Origin of the sequence: Nocardia sp. N2S4-5 (genome assembly GCF_044628355.1) — a bacterium.
Lineage (GTDB): Bacteria > Actinomycetota > Actinomycetes > Mycobacteriales > Mycobacteriaceae > Nocardia > Nocardia wallacei_B.
In genome coordinates this window covers 1,037,966-1,050,772 of the sequence record NZ_JBIUPM010000001.1, presented here as the reverse complement: position 1 = coordinate 1,050,772, position 12,807 = coordinate 1,037,966, and the positions used below count along the sequence as shown (strand labels likewise).

General features: G+C 69.4%; 12 protein-coding genes. 7 read left to right on the top strand and 5 right to left on the bottom strand.

Annotation, left to right across the window (positions count from 1 at the left end; genetic code table 11):
• The first annotated feature begins 83 nt into the window (after positions 1–83).
• A complete protein-coding gene (locus ACFMRZ_RS04610) occupies positions 84–1,418 on the top strand; it encodes a family 1 glycosylhydrolase (RefSeq protein WP_400178043.1) in 1,335 nt (444 codons plus the stop codon).
• Here the strand turns inward: ACFMRZ_RS04610 and ACFMRZ_RS04605 are convergent.
• Positions 1,402–2,316, bottom strand: coding sequence for an SDR family NAD(P)-dependent oxidoreductase (locus ACFMRZ_RS04605; protein WP_400178042.1), 915 nt, complete (start codon positions 2,314–2,316; stop codon positions 1,402–1,404). The two genes, ACFMRZ_RS04610 and ACFMRZ_RS04605, sit on opposite strands and share 17 nt — an antisense overlap.
• A gap of 153 nt (positions 2,317–2,469) precedes the next feature.
• Here ACFMRZ_RS04605 and ACFMRZ_RS04600 point away from each other — a divergent pair, with 153 nt between their 5' ends.
• Positions 2,470–3,561, top strand: a complete 1,092-nt coding sequence (locus ACFMRZ_RS04600) for a sigma-70 family RNA polymerase sigma factor (RefSeq protein ID WP_400178041.1) — start codon at positions 2,470–2,472, stop codon at positions 3,559–3,561.
• Positions 3,562–3,597: 36 nt separating this feature from the next.
• Here ACFMRZ_RS04600 and ACFMRZ_RS04595 read toward each other — a convergent pair whose 3' ends face one another.
• Positions 3,598–5,097: a flavin-containing monooxygenase gene (locus ACFMRZ_RS04595; protein WP_400178040.1), complete on the bottom strand. Its 1,500-nt coding sequence runs from the start codon at positions 5,095–5,097 to the stop codon at positions 3,598–3,600.
• Positions 5,098–5,252: 155 nt separating this feature from the next.
• Here ACFMRZ_RS04595 and ACFMRZ_RS04590 point away from each other — a divergent pair, with 155 nt between their 5' ends.
• Positions 5,253–5,855 carry a UdgX family uracil-DNA binding protein gene (locus ACFMRZ_RS04590; RefSeq protein WP_400178039.1) on the top strand — a complete coding sequence of 201 codons (603 nt, stop codon included), beginning with the start codon at positions 5,253–5,255 and terminating at the stop codon, positions 5,853–5,855.
• Between the two features lie 11 nt (positions 5,856–5,866).
• Here ACFMRZ_RS04590 and ACFMRZ_RS04585 read toward each other — a convergent pair whose 3' ends face one another.
• Complete coding sequence (locus ACFMRZ_RS04585) at positions 5,867–6,148, bottom strand: hypothetical protein (RefSeq protein WP_280276950.1); 282 nt, start codon at positions 6,146–6,148, stop codon at positions 5,867–5,869.
• Positions 6,149–6,466: 318 nt separating this feature from the next.
• Between ACFMRZ_RS04585 and ACFMRZ_RS04580 the strand changes: the two genes are divergently transcribed.
• Positions 6,467–7,726, top strand: a complete 1,260-nt coding sequence (locus tag ACFMRZ_RS04580; RefSeq protein WP_280276993.1) for a KasA/KasB family beta-ketoacyl-ACP synthase — start codon at positions 6,467–6,469, stop codon at positions 7,724–7,726.
• Positions 7,727–7,757: 31 nt separating this feature from the next.
• Here the strand turns inward: ACFMRZ_RS04580 and ACFMRZ_RS04575 are convergent, their stop codons facing one another.
• Positions 7,758–9,158, bottom strand: coding sequence for an ABC1 kinase family protein (locus tag ACFMRZ_RS04575; protein WP_400178038.1), 1,401 nt, complete (start codon positions 9,156–9,158; stop codon positions 7,758–7,760).
• A gap of 243 nt (positions 9,159–9,401) precedes the next feature.
• On the opposite strand from ACFMRZ_RS04575, the gene ACFMRZ_RS04570 reads away from it, so the two are divergent.
• The 3 genes from ACFMRZ_RS04570 to ACFMRZ_RS04560 all read left to right on the top strand — a co-directional run bounded on the left by ACFMRZ_RS04570 (position 9,402) and on the right by ACFMRZ_RS04560 (position 12,172).
• On the top strand, positions 9,402–10,166 hold the full coding sequence (locus ACFMRZ_RS04570; RefSeq protein ID WP_400178037.1) for a GntR family transcriptional regulator: 765 nt from the start codon (positions 9,402–9,404) through the stop codon (positions 10,164–10,166).
• A 209-nt stretch (positions 10,167–10,375) separates the two neighbouring features.
• Positions 10,376–11,287, top strand: a complete 912-nt coding sequence (locus tag ACFMRZ_RS04565) for a cutinase family protein (protein WP_400178036.1) — start codon at positions 10,376–10,378, stop codon at positions 11,285–11,287.
• Positions 11,288–11,461: 174 nt separating this feature from the next.
• Positions 11,462–12,172 (top strand): TetR/AcrR family transcriptional regulator, encoded by a 711-nt coding sequence (locus ACFMRZ_RS04560; protein ID WP_400178035.1) that lies wholly within the window; start codon positions 11,462–11,464, stop codon positions 12,170–12,172.
• A gap of 11 nt (positions 12,173–12,183) precedes the next feature.
• On the opposite strand, the gene ACFMRZ_RS04555 is transcribed toward ACFMRZ_RS04560, so the two are convergent.
• Positions 12,184–12,729: a nuclear transport factor 2 family protein gene (locus tag ACFMRZ_RS04555; RefSeq protein ID WP_280276954.1), complete on the bottom strand. Its 546-nt coding sequence runs from the start codon at positions 12,727–12,729 to the stop codon at positions 12,184–12,186.
• Positions 12,730–12,807: the final 78 nt, after the last annotated feature.

Sequence of the window (12,807 nt, the reverse complement as noted above, 5' to 3'; positions counted from 1 at the left end):
ACATTCCCGCGCGGTCCGCGGCCGGGCCCGTGGCCCCGGCTAGCCTGCCGGAAAGTCATCCGCTGTCGATGTAGAGGAGTCCGATGCGCCCGTTCAGCCGCCGTCACGCTCTCGGCCTGTTCGCGGCCGGCACCGCCGCCGCGCTCGCCGGTCCGGCACCGTCGGCCGGTGCCCGCCCGGCCGCGCCGCCGACCGTGCCGGCCCTGGGATCGGACTTCCTCTGGGGCGTGGCCAGCGCCGGGTTCCAGTGCGAAGGCCATGCGCCGGACAGCAATTGGACGCGCTACATCGACGCGCACCCCGCCTACGACCGCTACCGCGACGCGGTCGACTTCTACACCCGCTACGCCTCCGACATCGACCTGGCGGCCGGGCTGGGCGTGGGCGTCTACCGCATCAGCGTCGAATGGGCCCGGGTGCAGCCGCGGCCGGGCGAGTGGTCCGAGGACGAATTCGCCTTCTACGACAGCGTTCTCGACACCATGGCCGCCGCGGGCATCCGCCCGATGCTCACCCTCGACCACTGGGTGTATCCGGGCTGGGCGGCCGAGCGCGGCGGCTGGGGTCACCCCGCCATGCTCGACGACTGGCTGGCCAACGCCCGGAAAGTGGTGGACCGCTACGCCTCTCGCAATCCGCTGTGGGTCACCTTCAACGAGCCGACGTTCTATCTGGTGAACGAGACCCGCAACGGCGGCCTGTCCCCGGCCGGACTGCCGGCCATGCAGCAGGCATTGGTGCAGGCGCACAACACGATCTACGACCACATCCACCGCGCGCAGCCCGGCGCGCAGGTCACCAGCAACGTGGCCTACTCCGTCGGCGCCGCGGAAGGCCCGGTCAACGGCGGGATCATCGACCCGATCTCCGACCGGCTGGACTACGTGGGCATCGACTACTACTACGGCTACACCCTGCAGTCGCTGCTGAACAGCGCGCCGCCCAACCCCGATGCGCTGTGGACCATGCCGCTGCAGCCCGAGGGCATCTACTACGCGCTGGAACACTACGCCCGCCGCTTCCCGGGCAAACCCCTGTACATCGTCGAGAACGGCATACCCACCGAGAACGGCGCGCCGCGCGCGGACGGCTACACCCGCGCCGACGACCTGCGCGACACCGTCTACTGGATTCAGCGCGCCCGCGCCGACGGCATGAACGTCATGGGCTACAACTACTGGAGCATCACCGACAACTACGAATGGGGCAGCTACACACCACGTTTCGGCCTCTACACCGTCGACGTGACGACCGATCCGAGCCTCACCCGCCGACCGACCGACGCGGTCGCCGCCTACAGCGCGATCACCCGGGCGGGCGGGGTGCCGGGCGACTACCGCCCGACCCGCGCGCCGGGCGCCTGCTCGCTGGTCGACACACCCGGCAGCTGCACCGATCCGGTCACCGTGCCGCGGTAACCGGAAGGACCTTCGGCACCTCGACTGCCGACGTTCGGCCCGCCCGCCACCGCGCGCGGGCGGAGGATGCTGGTCTGGTCGGGCTGCCCCCCGGCGCTCTGCCCGAGGTGGTGAACTCGCCGGTGCCAGGCCGGAAGCCTGCCCGCCTGCCCGTTGTGCGGCGGTTCACCACCTCGGGCAACATCTGTGCCGCGGAAATCAGCGCCGCGTTCTCACGTTCGAGCGCCTTGACCGTGCCGCCGTTCCAGCCGACGGCGAACGCCTGTGAGAACGGGTCGGGGAAGATGTCGTCGTGGCCCTGCACAATTCCGTCGAAGATGGCTCGGGCAACCGACGGCGGTGACGCCTTCGGGATCGGGAGCTCGCGCACCATGTCGGTGTCCACGGGTCCGGCCAGCACGGCGTGCACATGGATGCCCTGACCGGCGAGGGTGGCTCGCAGGGACTGTGTCATGGACAGCGTGGCGGCCTTGGAGATCGAGTAGCCGGGACTGACCGGCAATGCCGCCAGCGCCGCCATCGACACCACGTTGACTATCGCGCCCCGCGACTCGATGAGCCGGGGCAGGAGGGCCTGCGTGACGCCGTACGGGCCGAAAAGGTTGACCGCGAGATACCGTTCCAGCGCGGCGCGATCGGCGAGGTCCTCATAGCCTCCCAGGCCCGCGTTGTTGACAAGGACATCGAGCGAAGCGACGGCCTCGCCGGCGGCGGCGATCTGTTCGGCGTCGGTCACGTCCAGGGCCAGGGGCGTGACGCGCGCGTCGGGGTGCATCAGGGGCTGCCGCGTGCCTGCGTAGACCCGGGTCGCGCCTCGGCTCAGAGCCTCGTCGACCAAAGCCCGTCCGAGGCCTCGATCGGCTCCGGTCACCAGAACCGTTTTGTCCGCGAGAGTCATGCGTTCTCCTATCAGGCGAATATGAACCGTCGATGGTGCAGACACCCCGACCTCGAGAAATTGGGCGGAGCATGCAGCGCCCAGTTCGAGGCCCGGGCGGTGTCAGCACACAGAGAAGACCGACGAGCCGACACCAGGTAGGGGTGATGACACATGACCGCGAGCGACCTGATCGCGAGGGCGCGAGCCGGGGACGGCGAGGCGTTCCGGCAGCTGACCGAGCCGCACCGCCGGGAACTGCACCGACACTGCTACCTGATCGCGAGGGCGCGAGCCGGGGACGGCGAGGCGTTCCGGCAGCTGACCGAGCCGCACCGCCGGGAACTGCACCGACACTGCTATCGGATGCTCGGCTCGTTCCAGGACGCCGAGGACGTCCTCCAGGACACGCTGCTCGCGGCGTGGCGCGGTCTCGACCGCTTCCAAGGGCGTTCCTCGATCCGCACCTGGCTGTATCGGATCGCCACCAATCACTGTCTCAACGCGCTTCGCTCGGCCGCCCGGCGCCCGGCAAAGGAGTGGGATGTGCCCGAAATCGACCCCCCGGAGCCGACCCGGCGCGGCGAGGTGGTGTGGCTGGAGCCGTATCCCGACGCGCTCCTCGACCCCGCGATCGCCATGCCGCTCGGCCCGGAAGCCCGCTATGAGCAAGCCGAGTCGATCTCGTTGGCTTTTATCACCGCGCTGCAGATCCTCCCCGCGCGCCAGCGCGCCGTTCTGATCCTGCGCGAGGTGCTCGGATACCCGGCAGCCGAGGTCGCGGACATGCTCGAAGCGACGGTCGAATCGGTCAACAGCGCTCTGAAACGAGCGCGCGCCACGCTGCAACGGCGACTCCCGTCGAGTACGGACGCCGATTCGCCTCCCTCGCCCGCCCAGCAGGCACTCGTGGCGAGGTTCGCCCGCGCCTACGAATCCGGTGATATAGACGCCTTGGTCGCCCTACTCACCGACGACGTTCGCATCTCCATGCCGCCTATGCCCCTCGAATATGTCGGCCGCGACGCCGTCGCCGGCTTCTACGCCGCGCTGATGAGCGGCGACCGGAGCTACCACATGGTGCCTACGCGAGCCAACGGCCAACCGGCATTCGGAACCTATTTGCGCTCGGCGACCGACGGAATCCGGCGCGGGACCGGACTTCTCGTCCTCACGCTGGCCGGCAACCGGATCAGTGCCGTGACCCGTTTCGACAACAGCGTGCTCCCGTGGTTCGGGCTCCCCCGCTCCCTTCCCCGCCGCTGATTTCCTCGGAGAGCAACCCACCGAACCGAAAACCGCTCAGGCAGAACGGCTTTCCGGCACGGCGCGCAGGTCCGCGGTCTCGCGGGAGAAGCGCAGCACGCCGTCTTCGAGCGGTCCCTTGCGCAGCAGGGCGCGGTCGCGGAAGTAGTTGTTGATCACCTTCCAGGGTCCGCGGGTGCCGTGGCGCGGCATCACCGCGTCGCCGCGGGTGATGTAGCCGGAGGTCAGCGCCCCGCCCATGAGCGAATCGCCGGAGATGTCGCCGGGCTCGGGCACCGCGACGAACCGGGTCAGCCCGTGGTCGCGCAGATGGTTGAGCAGGCGGCAGAAGTACTCGGCGGCCAGGTCCGCCTTCAGCGTCCAGGAGGCGTTGGTGTAGCCGAGCACGATCATGGCGTTGGGGATGCCGCCGAGCAGTGCGCCCTTGTAGGCGACCAGATCGCGCACCGAGACCGGCTCGTCGTCCAGTTCGAGGGTGGCGCCGCCCAGCATCTGCACGGTGAGGCCGGTCGCGCTGATGACGATGTCGGCGGGCAGTTCGTCCCCCGACTCCAGCCGGATGCCGGTCTCGGTGAACGCGGCGATGCGGTCGGTCACGATCGAGGCCCGCCCGCTGCGCAGCACCTTGAACAGATCACCGTTGGGCACCACGCACAGGCGCTGGTCCCACGGGTTGTAGGCGGGGCTGAAGTGCCGCATGTCGATCCGCGGTCCGACCTGTGCCCGCACCGCGGCCAGCAGGAGCTTGCGCGAGAGCTTCGGATTGGTCCGAGACAGTTGGAAACTGGCCCGCTGCAAGGCGATATTGCGGGCCCGGCCCGCCTTGTAGGCGAGGGCGGCGGGCACTCGCGCGAATTTCATGCCGACCGCCACCGGGTCGTCGGCGGGCAGCGCGGTGATGTAGGTGGGCGAGCGCTGCAGCATGGTCACGTGCGCGGCGTCGGCGCTCATCGCCGGGACCAGGGTGATCGCGGTGGCGCCGCTGCCGATCACCACGACCCGCTTGCCGCGATAGTCGAGGTCCTCGGGCCAGTGCTGCGGGTGCACGATGGGCCCGCGGAAGTTCTCCTCGCCGGGGAACGACGGGCGGTAGCCGTTGTCGTAGTCGTAGTAGCCGGTGCATCCGATGAGGAAGTTGCTGGTGTAGGTCTCGGTCTCGCCGGTCTGCTCGTCGCGGGCGGTCACCGTCCAGATGCCTTGTGCGCTGGACCAATTGGCCCGCGTGACCTTGCGGCCGAACCGGATGTGCGGCGTGACGCCGTACTCGTCGGCGGTGTCGGCGATATAGCGGCGGATGTGCGGGCCGTCGGCGAGCACCTTGGTGCCGTGCCAGGGCCGGAAGCCGAACCCGAAGGTCAGCATGTCGGAGTCGGAGCGGATGCCCGGATAGCGGAACAGGTCCCAGGTGCCGCCGATGGCGGTGCGCCGCTCCAGGATCGCGTAGCTGCGCCCGGTCTGCTCGCGGGTCAGGTGGCAGGCCATTCCGATGCCGGACAGGCCCGCGCCGATGATCAGTACGTCGACATGCCGCGCCATTGAGGTACTCGTTTCGTGTGATCCGCGCCCGGACGTCCGTGACCGGGCCTACCCGCAGGGTACGTGTGATTGCAGGTTACGTCTAGCGCGTGGGCCGCCGTTTCTCCCGGCCCGACCCGGGTATCGCCGCAGCAGCCGACAAGGGAGGACAGGACATGAGCGCCAGTGAATTCATTCCCGAGGGTGCGGATCTGGCGACCCTGCGCGCGGCGTCCTGCCGGTGCCATGGCTGTGAGCTGTACAAGCACGCCACTCAGACCGTCTTCGGCGCGGGACCGGAGAGCGCGAGCGTCGTGCTCGTCGGCGAGCAGCCCGGCGATCGGGAGGATGTGGCGGACAGCCCGTTCGTCGGGCCCGCCGGGCGCCTGCTGGACCGCGCGCTGACCGAGGCGGGGATCGACCGCGAGACGGTGTATCTGACCAACGCGGTCAAGCACTTCAAGTTCACCGAGCGGGGCAAGCGCCGCATCCACCAGCAGCCCGGCAAGACCGAGATCACCGCCTGCCGCCCCTGGCTCGAGGCCGAGCTGGACCGGATCGAGCCGGACCTGGTGGTGTGCCTGGGCGCCATCGCGGCGCAGTCGGTCATCGACCCGTCGTTCCGCGTGAGCAAGCAGCGCGGTCAGGTGGTAGCGCTGGGCGCGGGCCGCGCGGTGGCGACGGTGCACCCGTCGGCGGTGCTGCGCTCTCCGGACCGCGACGCCGCCTACGCGGAGTTCCTCGCGGACCTGCGTATCGCACGGGCCGCCATGGGATGACGGCCCGCCGCCTATTCCAGCGCGGCTCCCAGCAGCAGCCCCGCGCCCGCGGACGACAGTCCCAGCAGGATGGCCAGCATCGCCACGTGCACCGCGCGCAATCGCCCGTCCCCGCGGGTGCGCGCCAGATGCACCCACCAGATCGTGGCGATCGCGGTGGCCGCCAGATGCAGCCAGACAAGGTGCCGCAACAACGAGGCCGACGCGCCCGATCCGGGCGGGGCTTCCGGGTGTGGATTTTCCAGCTGGCTGCGAACCAGCTCCGACATCGCCGTCATCACCATCTCGGGCACGCCCCTTCCGTTGCCCGTGCGGGCCTGCTTCGGCCCGGTGGTATCGGGAGGGTTCCACGGTCCGGCCAGGGCAAACATCGAGCATCACGATCCGGCCGGAACAGCCCGAGGGAACGCGGTGACCGTTTCCCGGCAGGGGGCGTTTCGCCGACCGGAGCGACCGGCCCGCACGCTGTAGGCTGACCCGAGCACGCGATCCGTTCACCTGCACCGGCGGGTTGGGCGCCGGTGTCGTACGCCTTCGACAATGACGTCATCGCGTCCGCCGATGCCGCCGTATTCGCGTCCGCAGGGACCGACAGTGAGGATTACCAGAACGTGGGCAAGCTCGAGAACTTCTCCACTCGCAACGGGGGTTTCCGCGACATCGTGGTCACCGCGGTGGAGATCACGACGTCGATCGGCGCCGATACCGACAGCAGCTGGCAAGGCCTGCTCTCGGGTGCGAGCGGGATCAAGACGCTGACCGACCCGGAGATCACCGAGGCCGGCCTGCCGAACACGATCGGCGGCAAGCTCGTCCACGACCCGACCGCCGATCTCGACCGGGTCCGCAAACGCCGGATGTGCTACGTGCAGCAGATGGCCTACGCCATGGGCAAGCGCCTGTGGGCGACCGTCGGGGAACCGGAGGTCGACAAGGACCGCCTGGGCGTCTGCATCGGCACCGGCCTCGGCGGCGCCGACACCATCGTCGACGCCAACGACGCGATGCGCGCCGGCGGCTACCGCAAGGTGTCGCCGTTCGCCGTGCCGATGAGCATGCCCAACGGCGTATCCGGCGTCGTCGGCCTGGACATCGGGGCGCGGGCCTGTGTGGTCACCCCGGTCTCGGCGTGCGCGTCGGGCAACGAGGCGCTCGTGCACGCGTGGCGCACGATGATCCTGGGCGAGGCCGACATGATGGTGGCCGGTGGCGTCGAGGGCTATATCAACCCGATGGCGATCGCCGGATTCACCATGGCGCGCGCGCTGAGTTCGCGGGTCGACGAGCCCGAGCGCGCCTCGCGTCCCTTCGACCGCGACCGCGACGGTTTCGTCTTCGGCGAGGCGGCGGCGCTGTTGGTGCTCGAGACCGAGGAGCACGCGCTGGCCCGCGGCGCCAAGCCGCTGGCCCGCCTGCTCGGCGCCGGACTGACCGCCGACGGCTACCACATGGTCGCGCCGGACCCCGAGGGTCTGGGGTGTGCGCGCGCGATGCGCCGGGCCATCGAGACCGCGGGCGTCACCGCCGCCGACATCGATCACGTCAACGCCCACGCCACCGGCACCTCGATCGGCGACCTGTCCGAGGCCAAGGGCATCGCGGCCGCGATCGGCAGCCACCCCGCCGTGTACGCGCCCAAGTCGGCGCTGGGTCATTCGGTGGGCGCGGTCGGCGCGCTGGAGGCGGCCATCTCGGTGCTGACGCTGCGCGATCAGGTCATCCCGCCGACGCTCAACCTCGAGAATCAGGACCCGGAGGTCGACCTCGACGTGGTCCGGGACAAGCCCCGCTACACCAATGTCGAGTTCGCGATGAACAATTCGTTCGGCTTCGGCGGGCACAACGCCGCGGTGCTGTTCGGCAAGTACTGAGTTCGGAGTACCGGTTCCGCTCGCCCCGCCGTCAGCCGGCGGCCTCCGCCGAGGAGGCCGCGCGGGCCCGGCGGCGGCGAGCGGCGTCGAGGTCGGCCGGCTCGTCAAGATCGGCCTGCTCGGGGGCGCGGGCTCGGTAGCGGGCCACCACCTCGGCCAATTCCGGTGACCAGCGCTGGATTTCGGCGCCGATCGGGCCCTCGACGTGCAGCTGGCACATCAGCCCGGCCGCGGTCAGCACGCAGCGGGCGAACGGGGTGTAGTCCGCGGGCATGGTGAGTTCGCGATTGACATTGGTCAGCCGCAGGTCCAGGGCGCGCAGCACGCGCTTGCGCAACCATCGCGTCGACAGCTGGAAGGTCGGCGCCAGCAGCGGCTCGACGAACGGCTCGAGCTGTTTGCCGAGCGCGTCCACGTCGAAATCCCGGTCCGGATCGACGAATCCGTGCGCGCGGATCGCGTCGCGCAGTTCGGGGCCGCCGCCGTTGACGAGCGCCTCGCCGATGCCCGACACGGCGTCGAGGAAACCCTCCGGCGGAAACGGTGTGCAGGCGCCGAAATCGACCACACCCAAGCGGCCGTCGGGCAATACACGGAAATTGCCGGGGTGCGGGTCGCAGTACAGCATGCCCGTCCGCTGCCAGGTCGACAGCGTGAACCGCAGCACCAGCATCCCGGCCCGGTCCCGCTCGGACTGGGAGCCGGAGGCGATCAGGCGCGACAGCGGCACGCCGTCGAGCCACTCCGAGACCACCACGTCGCCCTGCTGGGCTACCACCCGCGGGATCAGGAAGTCCGGCTCGTCGGCGTAGGCGGCGGCGAAGACGCGCTGGTTGTCGGCCTCGGCCGCGTAGTCGAGTTCGGCGCGCACCGATCCCGCCAGCGCCTCGGTCAGCGATTTGATGTCCGCGCCCGGTGCGAAAACCGGTGCGAGCGCGGAGATCCGGCGCAGTTCGTCGAGATCGCCGAGGACGGCGGCGCGGGCGCCGGGGTACATGACCTTCACCGCGACCGGGCGGCCGTCGTGCCAGACAGCCCGGTGCACCTGCCCGATGCTGGCCGCCGCGGCGCGGCGATCGTCGAAGTCGGCGAACCGATCCCGCCAATTCGCGCCGAGACTCTCGGCCACGGCGGCATGCACCGTGCGCGGCAGCATCGGCGGCGCGGAGTCCTGCAACCGGCTCAGCGCGGTGCGGTACGGCTCGGCCAGCGCGGGCGGCAGCGCCAGCTCGTAGATGGCAAGAAGCTGACCCAGTTTGGCCGCGCACCCTTTCAGTTCACCGAGCACCTCGAAGATGTGCTGGGCGGTGCGGACCTGGATCTCGTGCTCGATCTCGGCGGGCGAACGTCCCAGCGCCCGTTTGCCGACGCCGGCGGCCCGCCGCCCGGCGAACGCCACCGGCAGGGCGGCCAGCTTCGCGTTGCGAACCATCCTGTGCCCCGGCGGATTTCCGTCCCGACGGGCACGGCCCCACGCGCGACCGGCGCCGGTGCGTTCGTTCTCCGGCCGGTCGCCGACGCGACGAAAAGACATCGATCACCCCATCGTGTGCACAGCCCGCAACCCATGCACGTGCAGTTCGGCTCAGCACAGCTTAGACTGTCTGGGACGTAGCCGAAAAGTGTTCGTGGGTCAACCACATCGGTCAACCACATCGAAAGGGTTGAGAGATCAATGGGAGCGCAGACGGTCGTCGCCGATGTCGCCGACGAGTTGGCGCGCCGGGTGGCGGCGGGTGAGTACACTCCCGGCGACCTGATGCCCTCCGTTCGCCAGGTCGCCGAGGAGTTCGCGATGAATCGCGCGACGGCGCAACTCATCCTGGGCCGCCTGGAGTCGCACGGGTTCGTGGAGGCGCATCGCGGCAAGGGTTTCACCATCCGCGATGTCCGCGAGCACGGCGGAGTCGAGGTGTACCGCAGGCTGTTCCGGCTCTCGCTGCCGCAGCCCGAGGTCGCGGTCGAGATGTTCCGCGATATCGTCACCATGCAGCGGCAGATCGTGATGGACGCGTTACTGGTCTACACCGCCGAGCCGCACGGCGCGGATACCGCGCTGCTGGAGCGGTCCATCGACGACCTGGAAACCCTGGCCCGCCAGCCCAATCCGAACCTGTCGGCGCTGTTCTCCGGTGAGCTGGCCCTGGTCCGCACGCTGCTGTCGGCGCTCGGCCACAGCATGCAGCGCGCGGTGCTCAACTCCATCGGCGAGATGATCCTCGAGGTGCCCGCCGCCGTCGAGTCCTATTACTCAGTGGGCCCGGATCTACACGTGCTGATGTGGCGGGCGCTGGCGGCGGTGTGGGATTCCGAGTCCGGCCCGTCGGACGCGCAGGTGGCGCTGTTCGAGGACCTGTTCGGGATGTTCCACGACCGTGTCGTGGCGCATTTCGAGCAGGTGATGAGCCCCGCGGAGGCGCCGGCCGCGGCCACCGCCTGACCTCACCGCGGCTTCCCGCCGTTGGTAAGGGTTCAGGCACGGTTCACCTACATCTTGGCCTAACCTCGCGCGCGGGACCGCCGGTCTCGGTTACCGTCGAGTCGGCAGGGGGTTCGCGAGCACGTCCTCGAGGTATTCGCGCACCGCGAATATCGCGCGCTCGGCGGCCGTCTCACCGGGAAAGGTTCTGCGGCGCAAGGAGTTCGGTCGTGTCTGTTCGAAAAAGTTGTGGTGCCCTCGCGTCCGCGGCGGCGATAGCGGCGGCGCTGGTGTCGGCGGCCGGAACGCCGGTGGCGCAGGCCGCGCCCGGCGGCTGCCCGGACCTGTACGTGGTCGCCGTGCCCGGTACCTGGGAGACCTCGCGCGAGGAACCCCGGGAAGGCATGCTGTCCGCCGTCACCGACGGCCTGCCCGGCAATATCCGCACCGACTACGTCAGCTACGCGGCGACCGCGATGCCGTGGGAGGGCGAGGTGTACGGCCGGTCCAAGCAGGAGGGTATCGACAACGCGCGAAACCTGGTCGCGGACATGGGACGCGCCTGCGCGGCCACCCGGATCGCCCTGCTGGGCTACAGCCAGGGCGCCGACGCCGCCGGTGACCTGGCCGCCCAGATCGGTACGGGCCTCGGGGTGGTGCCGCCGGACCGGGTGGCGGCGGTGGGCCTGCTCGCCGACCCGCGCCGCTCCCCGACCGATCCGATGGTCGGCCCGCCGGTGCCCGGCGCCGGCGCGGGCGGGCCGCGGATCGGCGGATTCGGCTGGCTGACACCGCGAGTGCGCAGCATCTGCGCCGTCGGCGACCTGTACTGCTCCACGCCCGACGACGATTACGCCACCCGGATCGCCGGCTTCTTCGCACAGCTCTCCGCGCCCGATCCGGGCCTGGCGAACCGGTACCAGCAGGAGGCGCAGTCGATCATCAACGATCTGATGGCCGCGGGCGGGCTCCCGATGTTGCAGAGCCAGTTCAGCGATTCCGCCAACGAGCAGCGCCGGCAGGAGCTCGAGGAGTTCTACAGCTCCAAGGTGCATCAGGAGTACGCGTCGTACGTCGTCGACGGTAACGGCGCCACCGCGACCGGCTGGCTGCGCAACTGGCTGCGCGACGCGGCACGCTGAGCCGCCGGCCTCCGATACTCCTGAAATTCGCCAAACGGTCCTTCTCCCGACCCGATATCTCGTACGCTACCGACCGGTAACGGGTAGTTGGGGGCGGGTTTGCGAATGAGGGCTCGGTGCGGCAGCGGATAGGTGGCGACGCCGGCCGAGGCCGACGAATTGCAGGTGGCTGGCATGAGTGGACCAAGCACGGCAACCGATACGGTGTCGTCGCTTCGAGAACGACTGATAGATGCGACAATCCAACTCCTCTCGACGGAGGGGCTCGCGGCGCTGACGGTGCGACGGGTCTCCCGGATATGTGATGTATCGACCATGGCGATCTATTCGAATTTCAGCGGCATGCCCGGATTGCTGCGGGCGGTCGGCTCGGTCGGCTTCGCGCAGCTCAACACCCGCCTGTCCGAGTGCGCGATCAGCGATGATCCGATTACCGACATTCTGGTGCTGGGCTTCATCTTCCGCGACGAGGCGCTGCACAAGCCGGAGCTGTTCCGGCTGATGTACGCCACCGAGTCGCCGAAGGCGGAGGTCAAGCTCAACCGGGGCAATATCCTGTCCGGCTCGGGCGACTCCGATTTCGAGAACTTCGCCGAGAGCTTCGACCACGTGGTGCGGGCGACCCAGCGCGCGCTGGACGCCGGGCTGATCCGGGCGACGAACGCGCGGGCCGCGGCCGCCCAATTCTGGACGGGCCTATACGGGTTCATCCAGCTGGACATGGCCGGGCTCTACGGCGACGAGGGGCTCACCGAGGTATTGCTGCCCTCGATCGTCAACATCCTGATCGGGATGGGCGCCGAACCGGCGCGCGTGCAGCAGTCGGTGACGCGGGTCGCGCAACTGGTGCTGTCGCCCAGCCAGGATCCCGTCACCCTGACCTGAGCGTTCGGTCCTCAGCGGGGCGGGCGCAGCTTCGCTCCGGCTCGCTGCGCCCGGGCCATGAAGCGTTCGGCGAAGCCGTTGCGCTTGGGCAGCAGTCCCAATTGCAGCAGCAGTTCGTTGAGGTCCCAGGTGGCCTTGCTGCGCCAGATCAGCCCCGACCGGAACTGCCAGATGTCGACCACCAGCAGGTCGAATTTCTTTCCCGTGGCGGCGAATCCGGGCGGGTCGATGGGTCCGAGATGGGTGCCGCTCATCCGCCACGGCACGATCGCGGCGCGCTCGTCGGCGGTGATCGTGGGTTCGAAGACCAGGTCGTAGGAGACGTCGGGGAACGATCGCACGGTGTCGCCGACGAATTTCGCCACGGCCGCGCGGCCGATGATCAGTCCCTCCTCCGAGGGGTCCAGCCAGCGCGTGTCGGTGCTGACGCAGGCGGCGACGGCGGCCGGGTCGCCGGTGTTCCACCCGGCGATGTAGCGATCGACGAAGGCCCGCAACCAATCCCGGCCGGCGATCGGCTCGGCGTCCGGGTCGAGCGTGAATTCACCGGAGTGCATGGGCGCGAAAGTACACCCATAACATTGTCACGGTGTTGATAACGATGTAATCGGTGGCAATGACGATGTTATCGGAAA